Below are 19,969 nucleotides of genomic sequence, written 5' to 3' on the forward strand. Positions count from 1 at the left end.
CTCAGACCTCGACCCGTTGGCGGGTCTCGGCGGAGCGGTAGATCGCGTCCTCGACCTCTCGCACGATCAGGTAATCCTCCGCCTTGTTCTCGAACGGTGCACCGACCTCCAACGCCTCCACGACGTGGTTTTGCAGCGCGAACACGCAGTCCCCGCCAAATCCGCGCCAGAGCTGCGGGGGCAGAACCCGGGTCATGTCGCGTGTGCCGAACTGGCGAAGCTCCACCGTGCCGGCGCCGGAGAGGGTCAGCGTGCCACCGGTGCCCTCGAACAGCCCTTCGCCCAATGTCAGCCGGTGGTTCTGCGCGCTGTGATCAAGCAAACGGTTGCCGTCGAACATCGCCCGCGTGCCGTCTTCGAATTCGAACAGAACGTGGCCCGCGTCTTCGCCTGCGATGGCCGGGTTCATGCGGCGCAGATCGGCATAGACTGCTACCGGGCGTCCAAACAAGTAGCGAAACGTGTCGATCCAATGCACGCCGGTCTCGTGGATCAGCAGCCTTGGCATGGTCTGGAAATAGGGCTGCCGGTCAAGATAGGCGTCGGGCCCTTGGCCGTCGCCTGTTCTCAATCGAAACGTGCCTTGATGCGGCGTCCCGATCGCGCCGTCATCCATCAGATATTTGATTGCACGGTACCACGGCTGGAAACGGAAATTTTCATGGATGATCAGCGGGATGCCGGCTTTCTTTGCGGCGTCCGTGACCCGCCGCGCTTCGTCCAAAGAGGTGCAAAATGGTTTCTGGCAAATGATCGCCGTGACCCCGGCATCGAGCGCCGTCATGATCGCCTCGGCGTGTGTTGGCGGTGGGGTGATGATGTCAAGGATATCGGGTCGTGTGCGCTCGAGCATTTCGTCCAAGGACTGGAATGCAGGGAGGTCCGTCGCTTCGGCCCTCACCAGGTCCATGTCACAGGAGCCGACCAACTCCACCCCGGAATTGCGCCGCCACGCGTCGTAATGAAACGCCGCGAAATAGCCCGCGCCTAGGCAGGCGACCTTCACAACAGGCGCGCGGCGATGGCCTCTGCCGCCTCCGATGTGCTGGCTGTGCCGCCCAGATCGCGGGTCACGCCGTCCCGGTCCGCGATGGCGGCCTCGACCGCTTCGCGCAGGCGCGTGCCATCTTGGGACAGCGCCGCAATGCCGTGGGTCTCGCCCAGCCAATCGAGCATCATCGCAGCCGACAGGATCATCGCAAACGGGTTGGCAATGCCCTGACCCGCAATATCGGGGGCCGAGCCGTGGCAGGGCTGAAACACCGCGTGCTCGTCGCCGATATCGGCAGATGGTGCGAGCCCCAGCCCCCCCATCAGGCCCGCGCCAAGATCGGACAGGATGTCCCCGAACATGTTTTCGGTGACAAGCACATCGAAAACCCACGGTTTTTCCACCATCCAGAGCGCGGTCGCGTCGACATAGGCGTGATCATGGCTGATCTGAGGATGGAGCGCCGCCTGCTCGTCGAAAATCTTGCGGAAAAAGGCGAAGGCCGCAAAGACATTCGCCTTGTCGACGCATGTGACCTTGCCGGGGCTGCGCCCCGTTGCTTTGCGATTTTGCGCAAGTTTGAAGGCAAAGCGGTGCAGCTTCTCCGATGTGGCGCGGGTGATTTTCAGCGTCTCATAGGCCTCTTCGTCGTTGCGTACGTCGCGCGTGCCCTGCGAATGGAACAGCCCTTCGGTGCTCTCGCGGATGAGCACAAAATCGACCGTCTGTCCGCCCTTCAGCGCAAGCGGCGTTGGCTGGCCGGGCGCGATGCGCACCGGTCTCACGCCCGCGTACAGGTTCAGCGTCTTGCGAATCTCAATCTGCGGCGAGATTTCGGTGCCGTCGGGATAGCGGACGGAAGGCAGGCCCATGGCCGACAGCAGGATGGCGTCCGCTGCCCGGGCTGTCTCCAGCGACGCATCGGGCAAGCTCTCACCGTTGGATACGTAGTGAGCGGCCCCTGCAGGCACGGTGTCAAAGGCGAAATCATACTCATCGCTGCGCGCGGCCAAGCCCTTTAACAAAGCAACCGTCGGGTGCATGATTTCCGGACCGATGCCGTCGCCATCAAAGACGGCAATCTTGAATGTTTTTCCCATGGATGCGTAACTCAGCCTTGTGATTATACGTTTGATCGCACATTAACGTATACGTTAATGCATGCAATAGAATAAGGACCGCTCATGTACGCCGTCGTCGTCACCTTCCAGATCGCGCCAGATGCGGTCGCGGCCTTCTTGCCGCTCATGATGCAAAACGCACGCTCATCGCGCGCCAACGAGCCGGGATGCCAGCAATTCGACGTCTGCACAGACCCGGAGCGGGCGGGGGAGGTGTTCCTCTACGAGATCTACGACGACCGCGCGGCGTTCGAGGCGCACACGGCGTCGGCGCATTATGCGCAGTTCCAGAAGGACATTGACGGAATGGTCCTATCAAAGGACGTGCGATTTTTCTCGCAGGTGGCCCGATGAGCGCCTGGCAGGTCCACGCGCTGAAATATGCGGATCGTAACGACCGCACGCGCGTCGAGAGCTTTCTGTTCGACGACGATCACAATGCGCCGCATCCGATGGATTATTTCATCTGGGTCCTGCGTCGCGGGGCCGAGGTCATTCTGGTCGACACCGGCTATGACGGGGCGGAGGCCGACACGCGCGGCCGTCCGATCATTCGCGATCCGCGCGACGCCTTGGCCGAGATCGGACTGCAGGCCGAAGACATCTCGCAAGTGATCGTCACCCATCTGCATTACGACCACGGCGGTGGGCTGCACCTTTTTCCAAACGCCGAAATCCATCTGCAGGAAGCCGAGATGGCATATGCCACCGGCCCGTGCATGTGCCACGGTGCGCTGCAAATGCCCTTCACAGCGGAGCATATTTGCGAGGCCGTGCGCCGGGTCTTCCAGGGCCGCTGCGTCTTCCACAAGGGGGACGGTGAGGTCGCCGAAGGCGTGACGGTGCACTGCGTTGGCGGCCATTCGCGGGGGCTTCAGGTGGTGCGGGTGCGCACCGATGCGGGCTGGCTCTGCCTCGCTTCTGATGCCACGCATTTTTATGAGAATGTGTTTGAGAACAAGCCATTCCCCATCGTTGTTGATCTTCAGAACATGCTCGACGGGTTCGCGACGATCCAGCGGCTCGCCTCGGATCGGTCGCTGATTATTCCGGGCCATGATCCGCTGACGACGGAGTTGTTCCCGCGCGACGGGCCCGAGTTCTGCTGGCGTCTGGACCAAGGGCCACATAAGGGTTTCCCGTTCTAGCCGCGTTCACAAACCGCCTAAATTTTACCAGTTGATAAAATTCTGATCTGTGGCAAGCTTCGTCGAACCCTGACGCAGCCCGGAGACCCCATGTCCGACGCCACGCCCCTGACCCCCGGCATTGCCGCGGGCCGCTTGCCCGCCGAAACCCTGGCCGAGAACTTCTCGGATCTGCATCCCGCCTACGCACCGCACGAGGCGGCGGTTGCGGCGGATCGCTGCTATTTCTGCCATGATGCGCCCTGCATCACGGCTTGTCCGACGGACATCGATATCCCGCTGTTCATTCGCCAGATCCAGACCGGCACGGAAGAGGCCGCGGCCAAGACGATCCTGTCGCAAAACATCCTTGGCGGGATGTGTGCGCGCGTCTGCCCGACAGAAACCCTGTGCGAGCAGGCCTGTGTGCGCGAGGCCGCGGAGGGCAAGCCGGTAGAGATCGGCCGCCTGCAGCGCCACGCGACCGACACGTTGATGGAGGCTGGCATGCATCCGTTCACCCGCGCCGCACCCACCGGCAAGAGTGTGGCTGTAGTGGGGGCGGGCCCCGCAGGCCTCGCCTGTGCGCACCGGCTGGCGATGCATGGCCACGACGTCGCGCTCTTTGACGCAAAGCCGAAGCCCGGCGGGCTCAACGAATTCGGCATCGCGGCCTACAAGACGCCCAACGAGTTTGCCGCGCGCGAAGTCGAGTGGCTGATGCAGATCGGCGGTATCACGATGCATTCGGGCAAGGCGCTCGGGCGGGATATCGACCTCGACAAGCTGACAGCGGAGCATGACGCGGTGTTCCTGGGCATGGGGCTTGCCGGCGTCAATGCATTGCGCGCACCCGGTGAGGACAAGGACGGTGTGCTCGACGCGGTGTCCTTCATCGCGGAGCTGCGCCAGACAGACGATTTGACCAAGCTGCCCGTGGGCCGCAACGTGGTGGTTATCGGTGGTGGCATGACGGCGGTAGACGCCGCGGTGCAGTCCAAACTCCTGGGCGCGGAGATGGTGACCATCGTCTATCGCCGCGGCACCGACCGCATGGGGGCGTCCACCTACGAGCAGGACCTCGCCACCTCGAAAGGCGTGCGCATCATCGCAAACGCTCAACCCGTCGCGGTCCATGGCAATGGTGCCGCGGTCGAGGTCGAGTTCGAGTACACACGCAGTACGGATGCCGGGCTCGAGGGCACGGGCGAGACCTTCCGCCTCAAATGCGATCAGGTCTTCAAGGCAATCGGACAGGCGCTCGAAGGTGTGCCGGACGGGCTGGAGCTTGATGGGCGCAAGATCGCCGTCAACGGCGCGGGCCGCACCTCGAACCCGAAGGTCTGGGCGGGCGGCGATTGCGCGGCGGGGGGCGAGGACCTGACCGTCACCGCGGTGGCCGAAGGCCGCGACGCCGCAGAAGACATCCACGCGCGGCTGTCCTCCTGACATGCCCGAGTTGCCGGAAGTCGAAGCTTACGGGCGCCGGATCAAGGACGGCGCGCTCCACCGCACGATCGAGACGGTGACTTTGGGCAACGACACCAAGCATGTCGAGCTGCCCGGGCCCGAAGATCGCGCGCGTTTTGAGGGGCATCAATTCACCGAGGTGCGCCGTCACGGAAAATACCTCTTCGCCGGGTCCGCAACCGGCCCTTGGATGGCGCTGCATATGGGCATGGCGGGCTCGGTCCGGGTGTATGACGCCGAGGACGGCAACCCGGATTACGCCCGGCTGATTGTCGCGTTCGAGGGCAGCCGACGCATGGCGTTCCGCGATCCGCGCAAGTTCGGCTGGGTCAAATACGTCGACACACCCGAGACGGAGATCGAAGCGCGCGAGCTGGGTCCCGATGCGCTTGACCTCGACGCCGATGGATTTGCGAACCGGCTTGAAGGCGGGCGCGGCGCGATCAAATCGGCGCTGATGGATCAGTCGCGGCTGGCGGGGATCGGCAATCTTTGGGCCGATGAGACGCTCTACCAGACGGGCATTCATCCGGCCACGAAGATCCCGGAGCTGAGCCGCGACGACATTTCGGGCCTCCACAAGGCCTCAGACAGGATTTTGCGCGGCGTCTGTGACGTGGATGCCCACTATCGCGAACTGCCGGACGCGTGGCTGATCCACCGCCGCGAGGAAGGGTACGCCTGTACGCGCTGTGACGGCAGCATCGCCCGGATCAAGGTGGGCGGCCGCAGCTCTTATTTCTGCCCCAAGCATCAGGTGGAGGCCGCATGAGCCCCGCCAATCTAATTGTCCCAAGAGGAGAAGTCCCATGGCTGACCTGACAACCGATTTCCTTGGCATCAAAAGCCCCAATCCGTTCTGGCTGGCCTCTGCACCGCCGACCGACAAGGAATACAATGTGCGCCGCGCCTTTGAGGCGGGGTGGGGCGGTGTTGTCTGGAAGACGCTTGGGGCAGAGGGGCCGCCCGTCGTCAACGTCAACGGGCCGCGCTACGGTGCGATTTACGGCGCGGACCGGCGCTTGCTTGGGCTCAACAATATCGAGCTGATCACCGACCGACCGCTTGAGATAAATCTGGAGGAGATCACCCGCGTAAAGGCCGACTACCCCGACCGCGCGATGATCGTATCCCTCATGGTGCCGTGCGAGGAAGAGGCGTGGAAAGCCATTCTGCCGCGCGTGGAAGAGACCGGCGCGGATGGCATCGAGCTGAATTTCGGCTGCCCGCATGGTATGTCGGAGCGCGGCATGGGCGCCGCCGTGGGGCAGGTGCCGGAATATATCGAAATGGTGACGCGCTGGTGCAAGGAGAACTACTCCAAGCCCGTGATCGTGAAGCTGACCCCCAACATCACCGACGTGCGCAAGCCCGCAGAGGCGGCCTTGAATGGGGGTGCCGATGCGGTGTCGCTAATCAATACGATCAACTCGATTACTTCGGTCAACCTCGACACGATGAGCCCTGAGCCTTCGATTGACGGAAAAGGCTCCCATGGCGGCTACTGCGGCCCCGCGGTGAAGCCCATTGCGATGTCGATGGTCTCTGAGATCGCGCGTCACGCGCAGACGCGTGGTCTGCCAATCTCTGGCATCGGCGGCATTACAACATGGCGCGACGCGGCGGAGTTCATGGCGCTGGGATGTGGCAACGTGCAGGTCTGCACGGCCGCAATGACCTATGGCTTCAAGGTGGTGCAGGAAATGATTTCGGGCCTGTCGGACTGGATGGACGAGAAGGGGCACACATCGACCGCGGATTTTATCGGGATGGCGGTGCCGAACGTGACCGACTGGCAGTACCTTAACCTCAACTACGTCGCCAAGGCCAAGATCGACCAGGATGCCTGCATTAAATGCGGGCGCTGCTACGCGGCCTGCGAGGATACCTCGCACCAGGCGATCTCGATGTCAGGGGACCGCACGTTCGAGGTGATCGACGCGGAATGCGTGGCCTGCAACCTGTGCGTGGATGTTTGCCCGGTGGAAGACTGCATCTCGATGGTGCCGATGACGCCCGGCGAGGTGGACCCCCGCACGGGCAAAATCGTGGAGAAGGAGTACGCAAACTGGACCACGCACCCGAACAATCCGGGTGCTGTGGCCGCAGAGTAGCCTACCAGCCGTCTTCGGTGATGATTTTGTCCTCGTGCGCGCCAAGCTCCTTGAGCGCGGACCGGACATCCTTGACCATCGGTTTAGGGCCGCACAGGTAGAAGTTCTGCCCAAAATCGTCGATCAGCTCGGCCAGAATTCCCTTGTTGAGCTGCGGCGCGTGCATCGGGCTGTTTTCCTGTTCGGTCACGAGGAACGTGGTCTCGAGACCGTCATAGCCTTCCCACTCTTCGCGCAGGATGATGTCTTTCTCGGTGGCGTTTGAGAAGATCAGGTGTGAGTTCTGGAAGTCGCCGGTCATGGCGCGCTTGCGCAGGATCGGGATGAATGGGGTGATGCCGGCACCGCCTGCGATAAACACGCCCGGGCCTTGGTCCTGGATCGCGCCAAAGGGCTCGTCGAGCATTACTGTATCGCCCGCGCCCAGCTTCGCGACCTGTTCTGTTACGCCGTCATGGTCAGGGTAGCTCTTGATGACGAAGCTCAACTCCGGGTCCTCGGGCTGTGAGGTCATCGTGAACGGCCGTGCCTCGTCGCGCCAGCCGTCCTTGTCAATGGCAAGTTCGGTGGCTTGGCCGGGGGCGAAGTCGAAGCTTTCCGGGCGCTCCATGGTGAGGTGGTAGGTGTTGTGGGTGATCGGCTCGACCGAGGTCAGGGTGACGGAATGGCTCATGTTGTGCTCCTTTTGCACAACCAACCGCAGCCGAGGCGTTCAGGTTCCCGGCGCCAGCGTTTTGCGAAACACGGCTTCTAGATAATCCGGTGCTGTCTTGAACGGGTCGCGCGGGCCCATGACGGTGCGGACCTGCACATCGAAATCGGCATAGTGCTGCGTCAGCGACCAGATCGAGAAGATCAGGTGGTAGGGGTCAAGCCGTGCAATCAGGCCGTCCTCCATCCACCGCTCGAACACGGCGCATTTCGCATCCACCAGAGGGCGTAGCTCGTCGGTCAGCGCGTCCTTCATGCGCGGCGCGCCTTGCACGATCTCGTTGGCGAAAAGGCGGCTTTCGCGCGGGTAAAGCCGGCTCATCTCCAGCTTGCGCCGTACATAGGTCAGGATTTCCTCGATCGGGTCGCCATCCGGGTCAAGGTCGCGCAGCGGGTCAAGCCAGGTGTCCATGAGCCCGCCCAGAAGTTCGACATGCACTGCCTCCTTGGACGGGAAGTAATAGAGCAGGTTGGGCTTCGACAGCCCCGCGCCCTGCGCGATCTGGTCGAGCGTGGCACCGCGGAATCCATGGGTCGAGAAGACCTCCAGCGCGGCCTCCAGAATGGCTTCGCGGTTGCGCTGCTGGATGCGGGTGCGGGGGCGGCCATCTGCCATCTGTCGGGTGCCTCATTCTTCATCGATTGCCGCGTCGGCGGGCAGGTTTCGCGAGAGGAATCCTTGACACCCCATGACCCATGGGTAGCCTCTCTTTGACCGACTGGTCAAATACTGGGGAACATCTCATGGCAGCACCTGGCGAAAACCTGAAGATCAATGGCGCGCGCCTTTGGGACAGTCTGATGGAGATGGCCAAGATCGGCCCGGGCGTCGCGGGCGGCAACAACCGCCAGACCCTGACCGACGAAGATGCCGAGGGCCGCGCCCTGTTCCAACGCTGGTGCGAGGCGGCGGGATGCACGATGGGCCTTGATCAGATGGGCAATATGTTCGCGCGGCGCGAGGGGTCAGACCCGGATGCGCTGCCGGTCTATGTCGGCTCCCACCTCGACACGCAGCCAACGGGCGGCAAGTATGACGGCGTGCTGGGCGTTCTGGGCGGGCTGGAGATTATCCGCTCGCTCAACGATCTGGGCATCACCACCAAGCATCCCATCGTCGTGACGAATTTCACCAATGAGGAAGGCACGCGCTATGCCCCCGCGATGCTGTCATCGGGCGTCTTCGCGGGCATCCACACGCAGGATTGGGCCTATGATCGCACCGATGCCGAGGGAAAGACATTCGGCGAAGAGCTAGTGCGCATCGGCTGGAAGGGCGACGAAGAGGTCGGCGCGCGCAAGATGCACGCCTTCTTCGAGCTGCATATTGAACAGGGGCCGATCCTGGAGGCCGAAGGCAAGGACATCGGCGTCGTCACCCACGGCCAGGGTCTCAGCTGGACGCAGGTCACCATCACCGGCAAGGACAGCCACACCGGCTCGACCCCGATGCCCATGCGCAAGAATGCAGGGCTCGGCATGGCGCGGGTGCTGGAGCTTGTCGACCAGATTGCCCTGTCTCACGCGCCCCACGCGGTGGGCGCGGCGGGCCATATCGACGTCTACCCGAACTCGCGCAATGTGATCCCGGGCAAGGTTGTCTTTACCGTCGACTTCCGATCCCCTGATCTGAGTGTGATCGAAGATATGGAGGCACGGCTTGCCGCCGGTGCCAAGACGATCTGCGATGATATGGGGCTTGGCATCGAGATGGAGAAGGTCGGCGGCTTCGATCCCGTCACCTTCGACGAGGGGTGCGTGAGCGCCGTGCGCAGCGCGGCAGAGCGGCTGGGCTACAGCCACCAGAATATCATCTCCGGCGCGGGGCATGACGCCTGCTGGATCAACCGCGTGGCGCCCACGGCGATGATCATGTGCCCCTGTGTCGACGGTCTGAGCCATAACGAGGCCGAAGAGATCAGCCCCGACTGGGCAGAGGCGGGGGCCAATGTGTTGTTCCACGCCGTGGTCGAGACGGCGGAGATCGTCTCTTGAAGCGTCTCGCCGCCCTGTGCGCGGCCTTGCTGCTGACCGCCTGTGCGCCGCCCCCCGGCGAGACCTTGACCGTGCGGCCCGGCATTGGATCCGATGTCGATCTTGATGCGATCCGGCCCCCCTCGGGCGTCACCTACCGCTTTGATCTGATTAATGACGGCCTGCCGATCCCGACGGATATGCGCCTGACTTCCCGCAAGCGCGGGGCGACAAGTTACACCTATGCCGGGCAGATGATCCTGACGCTGCCGGATGCCCGGAACCTCGAACAGATCACCGCGATCCTGTCAGAGGCCATCGGCGAGGCGCCGATCAGTGCGCGGGGCAACCAGCTGTTCATTCCCATCGGGCTCAAGGCCGACAACCGCTTTCGGGCGACCAGCTCGTCGATCACCGGCGACACGACCCGCTATGCGCCCAATGATTGCTTCGCGGTGCTCGGCACCTGCCGCTACAAGGCCATCGACCGCGCCGGGCGGGCGGCTTCGCTGGTGACCGAAACGACCGAAGAGGGCGGCATCTGGCGCTCCCGCACCAAGCTTGACCCGCGCGAGAAGAACCCCGGGCTCGTCAACGAGACCCGCCGCGCGATCTACTCGATCGACAAGAACGCGGTGCTTCTCGACATGGTGGTGCTGCGCGGCTCCGGCGGCCAGCGGTCCCGATTTGCCATCAAGCGCAAGTGAGCGCTTAAAAGACTGACCCATTCCCGCAGGCCGCGCCCTGCGCCCGAGACTGAGACCAAGGAGAGACCCCGATGAGCAAGGTGATCAAAGGCGGCACAATCGTCACGGCGGACCGCAGCTGGACCGCGGATGTATTGATCGAGGGCGAGAAGATCGCCGAGATCGGCGAGAACCTGAAAGGCGACGAAGTCATCGACGCCGAAGGCGCCTATGTCATCCCGGGCGGCATCGACCCTCACACACATCTCGAAATGCCGTTCATGGGCACGACCGCGGCAGAGACGTTCGAGAGTGGCACCTTTGCCGCCGCCGCCGGTGGCACCACGATGCTGGTGGATTTCTGCCTGCCGGGCGAGGACGGCTCGCTCTTGTCCGCCATTGATGATTGGGACCGCAAGTCCAAGGACCAGATTTGCTGCGACATCTCCTACCACATGGCCATTACCGGCTGGAATGAGAACATTTTCAATGAGATGGAAGATGTTGTTAACAAGCGCGGGATAAACACGTTCAAGCATTTCATGGCCTACAAAGGCGCGCTGATGGTGGAGGATGACGAGATGTTCGCGTCGTTCAAACGCTGCGCAGAATTGGGCGCGCTGCCATTGGTCCACGCGGAGAACGGTGACATTGTGCAGGAGCTGCAGCAGAAATACATGGCCGAAGGCATCACCGGACCCGAGGGCCACGCCTATTCCCGCCCGCCCGAGGTCGAGGGCGAGGCCGCCAACCGTGCCATCATGATCGCCGACGCCGCTGGCACGCCGCTTTATATTGTGCACGTGTCCTGCGAGCAGGCGCACGAGGCGATCCGGCGTGCGCGACAGAAGGGGATGCGGGTCTATGGCGAGCCGCTGATCCAGCACCTGACCCTCGATGAGAGCGAGTATTTCAACAAGGATTGGCAATACGCCGCGCGCCGGGTAATGAGCCCGCCGTTCCGCTCCAAGGACCATCAGGCCTCACTCTGGGCAGGCCTTGCCGCAGGCTCTCTTCAGGTCGTGGCAACAGATCACGCGGCCTTTACCGATAAGCAAAAGCAGATGGGGCTCGACAATTTCACGTCCATTCCCAACGGCACGGGCGGCCTGGAGGAGCGCATGGCGATGCTTTGGACCACCGGGGTCGAGACCGGCCGCCTGACGCCGGAAGAATTCGTGGCCGCGACCTCCACCAACATCGCCAAGATCCTCAACATCTACCCGCTGAAGGGCGGGATCAACGTGGGTGGCGACGCTGATGTCGTGGTGTGGGATCCGACCATCAGCCGCGAGATTGCCGTCAGCACGCAGAAATCGATCATTGATTACAATGTGTTCGAAGGCATGACCGTCACGGCACAGCCGCGCTACACGCTGTCGCGGGGTGAGGTGATCTGGGCCTACGGGCAAAACTCGCAGCCGCAGCCCGGCCGCGGAAAATTTGTGCGACGCCCGGCCTTTGCCTCTGCCTCCAAGGCGCTTAGCCGCTGGAAATCGCTCAACACCCCCCGCAAGATCGAACGCGATCCGCTCAACATCCCGTCCGGGGTCTGATTAGAATTAAATGTTGCACAATACCTCCAAATTGGACCGAAACGCCCGCCCAGTGTCACAGTCTCGCCCCAAAGGTTTGGAATTCCTTACCCTCAGATCGGGACAAATGAAGGGGTTTCCGGATGCAAATTCTGTTTACCAAAGCTCTCTTGGTAATGGCGCTGGGGCTGCTGGCCGTCGGCACCTGGATCAACGACGTGGCAATTGCCGACGCGATGTTCATCTTCGCAGCTTTCGCGATCGGCGGGGTCTGGTCGAAATACAGCGCGGCCAACGACGAGGTCGCTCTCTAGAGCCTTCGTCCATGCGAGGGCTGCGCTAGATGGCCCTCGACACGACCGCGCCGGTCATTTCGGCGCAAAACCTGGATCTGGTGTTCCAGACAGCCGACGCGCCGGTTCATGCGCTCTCGGATGTGTCGCTGGATATCGCTCCGGGCGAGTTTGTCTCCTTTATCGGACCATCCGGCTGTGGCAAGACCACCTTCCTGCGCTGCGTCGCGGGGTTGGAGCAGCCCACGGGCGGCACGCTGACCGTCAATGGCATGACCCCCGAAGAGGCGCGGCAGGCCCGCGCCTATGGCTACGTGTTTCAGGCCGCGGGGCTTTACCCGTGGCGGACGATATCTGGCAATATCAAGCTTCCGCTAGAGATCATGGGCTATTCAAAGGCCGATCAGCAGGCCCGCGTGTCGTCGGTATTGGAGCTGGTTGATCTGTCGGAGTTCGGCGCGAAATACCCGTGGCAGCTGTCCGGCGGCATGCAGCAACGCGCCTCCATTGCACGGGCGCTGGCCTTCGATGCGGATATCTTGCTGATGGATGAGCCGTTCGGTGCGCTGGATGAGATCGTGCGCGACCATCTCAACGAGCAACTGCTCGCGCTCTGGGCGCGGACAGGCAAGACCATCGGGTTCGTGACCCATTCGATCCCCGAAGCCGTTTATCTGTCGACCAAGATCGTCGTGATGAGCCCGCGGCCTGGGCGGATCACAGACGTGATCGACAGCCCGCTGCAGAAAGACCGTCCTCTAGAAATCCGCGAAACGCCGAAGTTTCTGGAAATTGCGCACCGGGTCCGCGAGGGCTTGAGGGCAGGGCATCTCGATGACTGAGCCGATCCGCCGCGCCACCGCGGACGATGCGCCCGCCTGCGCCGCGATCCTGAACGCGTGGATCGACGGCACGGACTGGATGCCGAGAACGATATCGCCCGACGCGATCGAGACGGCCCTGCGAGAGGGCTTGCCGAAGCGCGAAGCATATGTGGTTGGCGATCCGATCGCAGGCTACCTGTCGCTTGATCCGGCGGAAAACCATATCTGGGGGCTCTATGTGGGTCGACCCGGGCAGGGGCTTGGCAAGGCGCTCTTGGACCGCGCCAAAACCGGGCGCAGCTACCTCAAGCTCAACAGCCACGCCGCCAACAAAGCCGCGCACCGGTTCTACGCGCGAGAAGCGTTTCAGCCGACCGGCGCGCCGTGGCAGGGCAACGACGGCATCCCCGAGATCACCTTCGAGTGGCGCGCATGAGAACCGCGGGTCCAGTTTTGGTCGTGGTCGCGGCGATCTTTGCGATCTGGTACGCCGCCGTGCCGGTGATGAACATCAAGGAAACCCTGACCGGGCTGGAGCGGGCAGGGGCGCAGGTCACCCCGGACAGCCCGATGGCGCGACGCGATGCGGGCCACCTCGGGCTCGTCCTGCAAAACAGCTTCGCCATCCCAGCGACCTACGCGCAGGACCGGCCAAGGCTGCCCGCGCCGCATCAGGTCGTTCTGGACTTGTGGGACACCACGGTGGAGAAGAAAGTCACCTCGAAACGCAGCCTCGTCTACCACGGCTGGATCACCCTGTCCGCGACGCTTCTGGGCTTCGTCATCGGCACCGGCGCGGGGATCCTGCTCGCGGTCGGCATCGTCTACAGCCGTGCGATGGATATGAGCGTGATGCCCTGGGCGATTGCGTCGCAGACAATCCCGATCCTCGCCATCGCGCCGATGATCATCGTGGTGTTGAATTCCGTCGGGCTGCAGGGGCTCGTGCCGAAGGCGATTATCTCTGCCTACCTGAGTTTCTTTCCGGTGGTCGTGGGCATGGTCAAGGGCCTGCGCGCGCCAGATGCGATGCAGATGGATCTGCTGCGCACCTATAATGCCTCGCGCACGCAGGCGTTCTGGAAGCTGCGGTTGCCCGCCTCGATGCCCTATCTCTTTGCCTCGCTCAAGATCGGCGTGGCCGCGTCCCTAGTCGGTGCCATCGTGGCGGAGCTTCCTGCGGGCGGCGCCACGGGGCTTGGCGGGCGGATGCTGACAGGCAGCTATTACGGACAGATGGTGCAAATTTGGTCGGCGCTCGTCTTTGCGGCGATCCTTGCGGCGGGTCTTGTGCTGATCATCGGGGTGATCCAGCGCGGCACTCTCAAGCGAATGGGGCTCGCATGACGCTGGTGGCTCTTGCCCTGATCCTGTGGCTTGCAGCCTGGGCGCTCAATGTGCGGCTTGCCAATGGCCCTGGCTCCCACACTCCGGCCGTTCGGCTGGCGGTTCCCGCAATCTTCGGCCTGACCCTGCTGGTGATGTGGGAGCTTCTGGTGCGCGGCCTTGAGGTCCCGCTGGTGATCCTGCCCGCGCCCAGCCAAGTAGCCGTAAAATTCGCCGAAGAGCTGCCGACGCTCTGGCTTGATTTCAAACAGACCTTCCTCAAAGGCGCGCTGTCGGGATACTTGATCGGCTGCGGGGCCGCTTTTGCGACCGCCATCCTTGTCGATAGGTTCGATTTCCTGCGTCGCGGCCTGCTGCCAGTGGGCAATTTCGTGGCCGCCCTGCCTATCGTCGGCACCGCGCCGATCCTCGTGATGTGGTTCGGCTTCGACTGGCAGTCCAAGGCGGCCGTGGTCGTCGTGATGGTCTACTTCCCGATGCTGGTCAACGCCGTGGCGGGCCTGCAGGAGACCACGGCTATGCAGCGCGATCTGATGCGCACCTATGGCGCGGGTTACTGGGCGTCGCTCACCAAACTGCGTCTGCCCGCGGCCTTGCCTTTCATCTTCAACGGGCTGAAAATCTCGACAACCCTGGCCCTGATCGGCGCGATCGTGGCGGAATTCTTCGGCTCGCCCACCATGGGGATGGGCTTTCGCATCTCCACATCGGTCGGGCAGCTGGCGCTCGACATGGTCTGGGCGGAAATCGTGGTCGCGGCCCTGGCGGGCTCGGCTTTCTACGGGGCGGTGGCGCTGGTCGAGCGCCGCCTGACATTCTGGCACCCCTCGCAACGCAAACAACAACACTGAAAAATCCAACCTGGAGGACAACATGAAAAAGCTACTCTCAACCGCCGCTCTGGCGCTGACGCTCGCGGCAACACCGCAGTTTGCGGCTGCCGATGGCCACGCCGACAACTCGGTCAAGCTGCAGCTGCAATGGGTCACGCAGGCCCAGTTCGCAGGCTACTACGTGGCAAAGGACAAGGGCTTCTACGAGGAAGAGGGGCTCGACGTCACGATCCTGCCCGGCGGTCCCGACATCGCACCGCCGCAGGTGCTGGCAGGCGGCGGCGCTGACGTGATGCTCAACTGGATGCCCTCGGCTCTGGCCGCGCGCGAAAAGGGCCTGCCGGTCGTCAATATCGCCCAGCCGTTCAAATCCTCTGGCCTGATGCTGACCTGCTGGAAGGACACCGGCATCACCTCGCCACAGGACTTCAAGGGCAAGACCATCGGCGTGTGGTTCTTCGGCAATGAGTATCCGTTCCTGAGCTGGATGAGCCAGGAAGGCATCTCGACCGATGGCGGCGAGGACGGCGTGACGGTTCTGAAGCAGGGCTTCAACGTCGACCCGCTGCTGCAACGGCAGGCCGATTGCATCTCGACCATGACCTACAACGAATATGGTCAGGTGCTGGATGCGGGCGTCTCCGAGGATGAGCTGGTGACGTTCAAATACGAAGATCAGGGCGTCGCCACGCTGGAAGACGGCATTTATGCGCTTGAGCAAAACCTCGCGGACCCGGCCTTCAAGGAGAAGATGGTCAAGTTCGTGCGCGCCTCGATGAAAGGCTGGAAATACGCCGAGGCCAACCCGGATGAGGCTGCGGAAATCGTGCTTGAAAACGACGAGAGCGGGGCTCAGACCGAGGCGCATCAAAAGCGCATGATGGGCGAGATCGCCAAGCTCACCGCGGGCTCCAATGGCGCGCTCGATGAGGCGGATTTCAACCGCACGGTCGAGACGCTTCTGGCGGGTGGCTCGGATCCCGTGATCACCAAGACGCCGGAAGGCGCATGGACCTCCGAGATCACGGATGCGGCCCTGAACTAGACCTATTGCAAGGCGGCCCCCGGGGGCCGCCTTGCGTGCCTGACGGAACACCGCCCGCTCGAATTTATCCAATTCGACACATTTTTTCCGAACATCCGCCACAATTTGGAGCCACTGTCTGGATCGCGCGGCGCGGATCAGACCGCCCGCTGAGTGTGTAATTGTGTGATGTCGGAAGGACCTATGATGGATCACCAACGTCTTGAGCCGCTTAAGGGCAAGTCGGGCCGCGAGCCCACCAATGTGACCAAAATGACGATCAAGGAGCTGCTCGCCCAAGAAGGCGTCGAGTTCAAGGACGTCGCCATTGAGAGTAAGGCGCCCGATCAGCCGCTCAAAGCGCCCCAGCGTGTACACGACCACAAAGCGCTGCAACCTCTCGAGCGCGGCCCGGCGCAGGTTCAGCCCACCGCCGTGACATTCAAGACCATCGCCGAGCTTCTCGCCGAAGAGGGCGTGAGCCAGAGTGACATGCCGCTGATGCAGGCAAAGCCGAAGCCAGACGCCGACTAAACGCCGACAAACCTTTCCGAGATGTCGGCGGTCAGCTCGCCCATCGGGCCGGCCCAAACCGTTTTGCCACGCTCAAGGATGACCGCCTTGTCCGACACTTGCGCGAGTTCGCGCAGGGATTTGTCGATCAACAAGATGCTGACGCCGGTCTTTGACTTCAGAGTGCGAATGGCTGCCCAGATTTCCTGACGGATGATCGGTGCCAAACCTTCCGTCGCCTCGTCGAGGATCAGCAGGCGCGGGTTCGTCATCAATGCGCGACCGATGGCCAGCATCTGCTGCTCCCCACCCGACAAAGATGACGCTCGTTGCCCCAAACGCTCGCCCAGCCGCGGGAACAGCGCGGTGACCGAGGCCAGCGTCCACGCACCGGGCCGGCAGGCCGCAATCAGGTTCTCCTGCACGCTCAGATCCTTGAAACAGCGCCGCCCCTCCGGCACCAGCCCGACCCCCATACGCGCGACCCGGTGGCTGGGCAGCGCGTGCAGATCGGTGCCGTCCAGCGCCAATGTGCCTTGCGCGGGGATCATCCGGCATATCGCCTTTACGGTCGAGGATTTGCCCATCCCGTTACGTCCCAGAAGCGCCGTGACCTCGCCTTCCTGCATCGCCACATCGACCCCGAACAACGCCTGCGAGCTGCCATAGCTGGCGGTCAATTGCCCTACCTCGAGAAAGCTCATGCGGCGTCCCCCAGATAGGCGTCGCGCACGGCCTTGCTGGCGCGGATTTCGGCCGCGGTGCCGGTGGCGATGATCTGGCCATAGACCAGAACGCTGATCCGGTCGGCCAGCGCGAAGACCGCGTCCATGTCATGCTCGACCAGCAGGATCGGGGCCTCGTCGCGCAGCTGGTCCAGAAAGCCGGTCATCGTCCGCGAGCCCTCCGCGCCAAGCCCGGCCATCGGCTCATCCATGATGAAGGCCCGCGGGCGCAGGGTCAAAGCGACAGCCACTTCCAGCTGGCGACGCTGGCCGTGCGAAAGGTTCGCGCAGCGCATATCTCTGAGGCCCTCAAGACCGACGCGATCCAATGCGGCCTCGGCCCGCTCGGTCAGTTCAGCTGTGTTCAGGGCAGGGCGCCAAAATCGCCACGGCGTGCCTTCGGCCCCGATCGCGCCTAGCACCGCGTTTTCCAGAACCGTATCCTCCATCGCCAGCTGCGAGATCTGGAAGGTGCGGCCCAGCCCGGCACGGGCGCGCGCTTGAATGGACCAGTCGGAGACGTCCCGCCCCAACAGCTCGACCCGCCCGCTGTCAGGGCGCAAAGCGCCGCATATCTGCTGGATCAGGGTGGATTTGCCCGCCCCGTTCGGGCCGATTATCGCGTGGATCTCGCCCATGCGCAGCTCGATCGAGACGTCTTGCGTCGCCTTCAGCGCGCCGAAACTCTTGCTCAGCCCGTATGTCGCCAGCACCACCTCAGACATGGGCGCCCTCGCGCCCTGTCAAAAGTCCGATGAGACCCCCGCGTGCGAACAGCACAATGCCCAGCAGGATCGCGCCAAGATAGATGTGCCAGAACTCGGTCAGGCCCCCCAGCCAATGCTCCAGCGCCACAAAGATGCACGCGCCGATCACCGGCCCCATCAAACGGCCCACGCCGCCGATGATGATCAGCACGATCAGCTCACCCGACAACTGCCAGCTGAACATGGTCGGCGACACGAAGCGGTTGAGATCGGCAAACAGCGCCCCCGCAAGCCCGGTGACCGCGCCCGACAGGATGAAGGCCAGCAGCTTCAGACGCTGCGGGTTCAGCCCCACGGTTTCCGCCCGCGTGGCGGACTGCCGTGTTGCATTGAGCGCCAGACCAAAGGGCGAGGCCCGCAGTCGCGCGGAAAGGAAAAGAGCTGCGCAGAGCAGAGCAAAGCAGATGCCGAAGAACTGGATCGGCACCAGTGTGTTCAACCCCGGAAAGTCGTTGCGCACATAGATCGACAGCCCGTCCTCGCCGCCATATTCCGCCCATGAGATCGCGAAATAATAAAACATCTGCCCAAAGGCGAGCGTGATCATGATGAAATAGACGCCCGAGGTGCGCAGCGACAAAAGCCCCACCAAGGCCGCGACGCAGGCCGAGACCACCATTGCCACGAGCCAGATCACCGGCATCAGCTTGGTGCCGTCCGTCGCGAACGGGCCGATCTCGAGCACGGTATAGGTTTGCGCGTGGTAGGCCAGGATGCCCATCGCGTAGCCACCCAAACCGAAGAACAGCGCGTGGCCGAAGCTCACCATTCCGCCGATGCCCAGCACGATGTTGAGCCCCACGGCGGCCAGCGCCAGGATCGCGACCCGTGTGGCCAGAGTGATCGTGAAGGGCTCGTCCACGCTCACGGCCCAGAGCGGCACAGCAAGCAGGCCGAGCAGGACCACCGCGTTGATCAGGCGCTCGTCGAACCTCATGCGCGGGCCCCGAACAGCCCGGTGGGCCGCCAGACCAAAACCAGCCCCATCAGGATGTAGATGCCCATCGACGCGATGGCGGAGCCGGATTTTTGCGCCGGACCGGGCTCCATGAACAGGGCGAACAGTTCCGGCAGAAAGACGCCGCCCAGCGTATCCGTCAGTCCCACCAGCAGCGCGCCGACGAACGCGCCACGGATCGAGCCGATGCCGCCGATTACAATCACGACGAAGGCCAAAATCAGCACCGGCTCGCCCATGCCGACCTGCACCGACTGGATCGCGCCCACCAGCGCGCCCGCCAGCCCCGCCAGTGCCGCGCCAAGTGCGAAGATCAGCGTGTAAAGCTTTGAGATATCGACCCCGAGCGCTGCGATCATCTCGCGGTCATTTTCGCCAGCGCGGATCTGGATGCCGATCCGGGTGCGCTCGATCAGGGCCCACAATCCCACCGCTACCGCCAGCCCGATTGCGATCAGCGAGAGGCGGTAGAGCGGGTACTGGATGCCGCCCGGGAGGGTGACCGGGCCGGACAGCGCATCCGGGATGTCGAGAAACAGCGGAAAGGAGCCGAACACCCACCGCGTGCCTTCCGAGAAGATCAGGATCAGCGCGAAGGTCGCCAACACCTGATCAAGATGGGCCGCGCGGTAGAGCCGCCGGATCACGACCATCTCGATCAGCGCGCCCGCCAGCGCCGCCGCCGCCAGCGCCGCGACCAGCCCCAGAAGGAAAGACCCCGTGGCGCCTGCCACCGCCGCCGCCGCAAACGCACCGACCATGTAAAGCGAGCCGTGGGCCAGATTGATCAGCCCCATCACGCCGAAGATCAGCGTCAGACCCGCAGCCATCAGGAACAGCATGATGCCGAATTGCAGACCGTTGAGGATCTGCTCGATGATCAGGATCGAGGACATGGAGTAAGGCTCCGGGTTCCCGCGCGCCGCTAAGATACAAGGCGCGCGGGAACGGAGGTT

Annotated in this window: 23 protein-coding genes; 15 read left to right on the forward strand and 8 right to left on the reverse strand. The window is 63.2% G+C overall.

The window, feature by feature from the left end:
- Position 1: 1 nt before the first annotated feature.
- A complete protein-coding gene (locus C8N43_RS00715; protein WP_107843791.1) occupies positions 2–1,006 on the reverse strand; it encodes a Gfo/Idh/MocA family protein in 1,005 nt (334 codons plus the stop codon).
- Complete coding sequence (locus C8N43_RS00720) at positions 1,003–2,091, reverse strand: isocitrate/isopropylmalate dehydrogenase family protein (RefSeq protein WP_107843792.1); 1,089 nt, start codon at positions 2,089–2,091, stop codon at positions 1,003–1,005. Before C8N43_RS00720 ends, C8N43_RS00715 begins: the two co-directional genes overlap by 4 nt.
- Positions 2,092–2,175: 84 nt before the next feature.
- Between C8N43_RS00720 and C8N43_RS00725 the strand changes: the two genes are divergently transcribed.
- The 5 genes from C8N43_RS00725 (at position 2,176) to preA (ending at position 6,823) form a co-directional block, all read left to right on the forward strand.
- Positions 2,176–2,466, forward strand: coding sequence for a putative quinol monooxygenase (locus C8N43_RS00725; RefSeq protein WP_107843793.1), 291 nt, complete (start codon positions 2,176–2,178; stop codon positions 2,464–2,466).
- Positions 2,463–3,260: an N-acyl homoserine lactonase family protein gene (locus tag C8N43_RS00730; RefSeq protein ID WP_107843794.1), complete on the forward strand. Its 798-nt coding sequence runs from the start codon at positions 2,463–2,465 to the stop codon at positions 3,258–3,260. Before C8N43_RS00725 ends, C8N43_RS00730 begins: the two co-directional genes overlap by 4 nt.
- 90 nt (positions 3,261–3,350) lie before the next feature.
- Positions 3,351–4,688, forward strand: a complete 1,338-nt coding sequence (locus C8N43_RS00735) for an NAD(P)-dependent oxidoreductase (protein WP_107843795.1) — start codon at positions 3,351–3,353, stop codon at positions 4,686–4,688.
- Between the two features lies 1 nt (position 4,689).
- Positions 4,690–5,481: an Fpg/Nei family DNA glycosylase gene (locus tag C8N43_RS00740; protein WP_107843796.1), complete on the forward strand. Its 792-nt coding sequence runs from the start codon at positions 4,690–4,692 to the stop codon at positions 5,479–5,481.
- 37 nt (positions 5,482–5,518) lie between these two features.
- Entirely contained in the window at positions 5,519–6,823 is a 1,305-nt protein-coding gene (preA, locus tag C8N43_RS00745) for an NAD-dependent dihydropyrimidine dehydrogenase subunit PreA (protein WP_107843797.1), read from the forward strand.
- A gap of 1 nt (position 6,824) precedes the next feature.
- Here preA and C8N43_RS00750 read toward each other — a convergent pair whose 3' ends face one another.
- Both C8N43_RS00750 and C8N43_RS00755 read right to left on the reverse strand, forming a co-directional pair.
- Positions 6,825–7,496, reverse strand: a complete 672-nt coding sequence (locus C8N43_RS00750; RefSeq protein WP_107843798.1) for a ferredoxin reductase domain-containing protein — start codon at positions 7,494–7,496, stop codon at positions 6,825–6,827.
- 39 nt (positions 7,497–7,535) lie between these two features.
- Positions 7,536–8,150 (reverse strand): TetR family transcriptional regulator C-terminal domain-containing protein, encoded by a 615-nt coding sequence (locus tag C8N43_RS00755; protein ID WP_107843799.1) that lies wholly within the window; start codon positions 8,148–8,150, stop codon positions 7,536–7,538.
- 128 nt (positions 8,151–8,278) lie between these two features.
- Between C8N43_RS00755 and C8N43_RS00760 the strand changes: the two genes are divergently transcribed.
- The 10 genes from C8N43_RS00760 to C8N43_RS00800 all read left to right on the forward strand — a co-directional run bounded on the left by C8N43_RS00760 (position 8,279) and on the right by C8N43_RS00800 (position 16,584).
- Positions 8,279–9,529, forward strand: coding sequence for a Zn-dependent hydrolase (locus tag C8N43_RS00760; protein ID WP_107843800.1), 1,251 nt, complete (start codon positions 8,279–8,281; stop codon positions 9,527–9,529).
- Positions 9,526–10,215 (forward strand): hypothetical protein, encoded by a 690-nt coding sequence (locus tag C8N43_RS00765; protein ID WP_107843801.1) that lies wholly within the window; start codon positions 9,526–9,528, stop codon positions 10,213–10,215. Before C8N43_RS00760 ends, C8N43_RS00765 begins: the two co-directional genes overlap by 4 nt.
- A gap of 71 nt (positions 10,216–10,286) precedes the next feature.
- On the forward strand, positions 10,287–11,750 hold the full coding sequence (gene hydA, locus C8N43_RS00770; protein WP_107843802.1) for a dihydropyrimidinase: 1,464 nt from the start codon (positions 10,287–10,289) through the stop codon (positions 11,748–11,750).
- 122 nt (positions 11,751–11,872) lie between these two features.
- Positions 11,873–12,043 (forward strand): hypothetical protein, encoded by a 171-nt coding sequence (locus tag C8N43_RS19520; protein ID WP_158269882.1) that lies wholly within the window; start codon positions 11,873–11,875, stop codon positions 12,041–12,043.
- A gap of 29 nt (positions 12,044–12,072) precedes the next feature.
- Complete coding sequence (locus C8N43_RS00775) at positions 12,073–12,864, forward strand: ABC transporter ATP-binding protein (RefSeq protein ID WP_107843803.1); 792 nt, start codon at positions 12,073–12,075, stop codon at positions 12,862–12,864.
- Positions 12,857–13,282, forward strand: a complete 426-nt coding sequence (locus tag C8N43_RS00780; protein ID WP_107843804.1) for a GNAT family N-acetyltransferase — start codon at positions 12,857–12,859, stop codon at positions 13,280–13,282. Before C8N43_RS00775 ends, C8N43_RS00780 begins: the two co-directional genes overlap by 8 nt.
- Entirely contained in the window at positions 13,279–14,193 is a 915-nt protein-coding gene (locus C8N43_RS00785; protein ID WP_107843805.1) for an ABC transporter permease, read from the forward strand. Before C8N43_RS00780 ends, C8N43_RS00785 begins: the two co-directional genes overlap by 4 nt.
- Positions 14,190–15,044 (forward strand): ABC transporter permease, encoded by an 855-nt coding sequence (locus C8N43_RS00790; RefSeq protein ID WP_107843806.1) that lies wholly within the window; start codon positions 14,190–14,192, stop codon positions 15,042–15,044. The genes C8N43_RS00785 and C8N43_RS00790 overlap by 4 nt, the downstream gene beginning before the upstream one ends.
- Positions 15,045–15,066: 22 nt before the next feature.
- The gene (locus C8N43_RS00795; RefSeq protein ID WP_107843807.1) at positions 15,067–16,071 is read left to right on the forward strand and encodes an ABC transporter substrate-binding protein; all 1,005 of its coding nucleotides are present in this window, start codon (positions 15,067–15,069) and stop codon (positions 16,069–16,071) included.
- 186 nt (positions 16,072–16,257) lie between these two features.
- On the forward strand, positions 16,258–16,584 hold the full coding sequence (locus C8N43_RS00800; protein WP_146174139.1) for a hypothetical protein: 327 nt from the start codon (positions 16,258–16,260) through the stop codon (positions 16,582–16,584).
- On the opposite strand, the gene C8N43_RS00805 is transcribed toward C8N43_RS00800, so the two are convergent.
- The 4 genes from C8N43_RS00805 to C8N43_RS00820 are packed head-to-tail and all read right to left on the reverse strand — an operon-like array spanning position 16,581 to position 19,909.
- Positions 16,581–17,267, reverse strand: coding sequence for an ABC transporter ATP-binding protein (locus C8N43_RS00805; RefSeq protein WP_107843809.1), 687 nt, complete (start codon positions 17,265–17,267; stop codon positions 16,581–16,583). The genes C8N43_RS00800 and C8N43_RS00805 overlap by 4 nt on opposite strands.
- On the reverse strand, positions 17,264–18,013 hold the full coding sequence (locus C8N43_RS00810; RefSeq protein ID WP_107843810.1) for an ABC transporter ATP-binding protein: 750 nt from the start codon (positions 18,011–18,013) through the stop codon (positions 17,264–17,266). Before C8N43_RS00810 ends, C8N43_RS00805 begins: the two co-directional genes overlap by 4 nt.
- Entirely contained in the window at positions 18,006–18,992 is a 987-nt protein-coding gene (locus C8N43_RS00815) for a branched-chain amino acid ABC transporter permease (protein WP_107843811.1), read from the reverse strand. Before C8N43_RS00815 ends, C8N43_RS00810 begins: the two co-directional genes overlap by 8 nt.
- Entirely contained in the window at positions 18,989–19,909 is a 921-nt protein-coding gene (locus C8N43_RS00820; RefSeq protein ID WP_107843812.1) for a branched-chain amino acid ABC transporter permease, read from the reverse strand. Before C8N43_RS00820 ends, C8N43_RS00815 begins: the two co-directional genes overlap by 4 nt.
- Positions 19,910–19,969 lie beyond the last annotated feature (60 nt).

This window comes from Litoreibacter ponti (genome assembly GCF_003054285.1).
Lineage (GTDB): Bacteria > Pseudomonadota > Alphaproteobacteria > Rhodobacterales > Rhodobacteraceae > Litoreibacter > Litoreibacter ponti.

Coding starts and splice junctions, on each gene's coding strand:
- C8N43_RS00740 (WP_107843796.1), top strand. CDS start 4,690: ATGCCCGAGTTGCCGGAAGTCGAAGCTTACGGGCGCCGGATCAAGGAC.
- C8N43_RS19520 (WP_158269882.1), top strand. CDS start 11,873: ATGCAAATTCTGTTTACCAAAGCTCTCTTGGTAATGGCGCTGGGGCTG.
- C8N43_RS00795 (WP_107843807.1), top strand. CDS start 15,067: ATGAAAAAGCTACTCTCAACCGCCGCTCTGGCGCTGACGCTCGCGGCA.
- C8N43_RS00820 (WP_107843812.1), bottom strand. CDS start 19,909: ATGTCCTCGATCCTGATCATCGAGCAGATCCTCAACGGTCTGCAATTC.
- C8N43_RS00790 (WP_107843806.1), top strand. CDS start 14,190: ATGACGCTGGTGGCTCTTGCCCTGATCCTGTGGCTTGCAGCCTGGGCG.
- C8N43_RS00755 (WP_107843799.1), bottom strand. CDS start 8,150: ATGGCAGATGGCCGCCCCCGCACCCGCATCCAGCAGCGCAACCGCGAA.
- C8N43_RS00805 (WP_107843809.1), bottom strand. CDS start 17,267: ATGAGCTTTCTCGAGGTAGGGCAATTGACCGCCAGCTATGGCAGCTCG.
- preA (WP_107843797.1), top strand. CDS start 5,519: ATGGCTGACCTGACAACCGATTTCCTTGGCATCAAAAGCCCCAATCCG.
- hydA (WP_107843802.1), top strand. CDS start 10,287: ATGAGCAAGGTGATCAAAGGCGGCACAATCGTCACGGCGGACCGCAGC.
- C8N43_RS00775 (WP_107843803.1), top strand. CDS start 12,073: ATGGCCCTCGACACGACCGCGCCGGTCATTTCGGCGCAAAACCTGGAT.
- C8N43_RS00720 (WP_107843792.1), bottom strand. CDS start 2,091: ATGGGAAAAACATTCAAGATTGCCGTCTTTGATGGCGACGGCATCGGT.
- C8N43_RS00725 (WP_107843793.1), top strand. CDS start 2,176: ATGTACGCCGTCGTCGTCACCTTCCAGATCGCGCCAGATGCGGTCGCG.
- C8N43_RS00800 (WP_146174139.1), top strand. CDS start 16,258: ATGGATCACCAACGTCTTGAGCCGCTTAAGGGCAAGTCGGGCCGCGAG.
- C8N43_RS00735 (WP_107843795.1), top strand. CDS start 3,351: ATGTCCGACGCCACGCCCCTGACCCCCGGCATTGCCGCGGGCCGCTTG.
- C8N43_RS00730 (WP_107843794.1), top strand. CDS start 2,463: ATGAGCGCCTGGCAGGTCCACGCGCTGAAATATGCGGATCGTAACGAC.
- C8N43_RS00760 (WP_107843800.1), top strand. CDS start 8,279: ATGGCAGCACCTGGCGAAAACCTGAAGATCAATGGCGCGCGCCTTTGG.
- C8N43_RS00815 (WP_107843811.1), bottom strand. CDS start 18,992: ATGAGGTTCGACGAGCGCCTGATCAACGCGGTGGTCCTGCTCGGCCTG.
- C8N43_RS00810 (WP_107843810.1), bottom strand. CDS start 18,013: ATGTCTGAGGTGGTGCTGGCGACATACGGGCTGAGCAAGAGTTTCGGC.
- C8N43_RS00785 (WP_107843805.1), top strand. CDS start 13,279: ATGAGAACCGCGGGTCCAGTTTTGGTCGTGGTCGCGGCGATCTTTGCG.
- C8N43_RS00750 (WP_107843798.1), bottom strand. CDS start 7,496: ATGAGCCATTCCGTCACCCTGACCTCGGTCGAGCCGATCACCCACAAC.
- C8N43_RS00780 (WP_107843804.1), top strand. CDS start 12,857: ATGACTGAGCCGATCCGCCGCGCCACCGCGGACGATGCGCCCGCCTGC.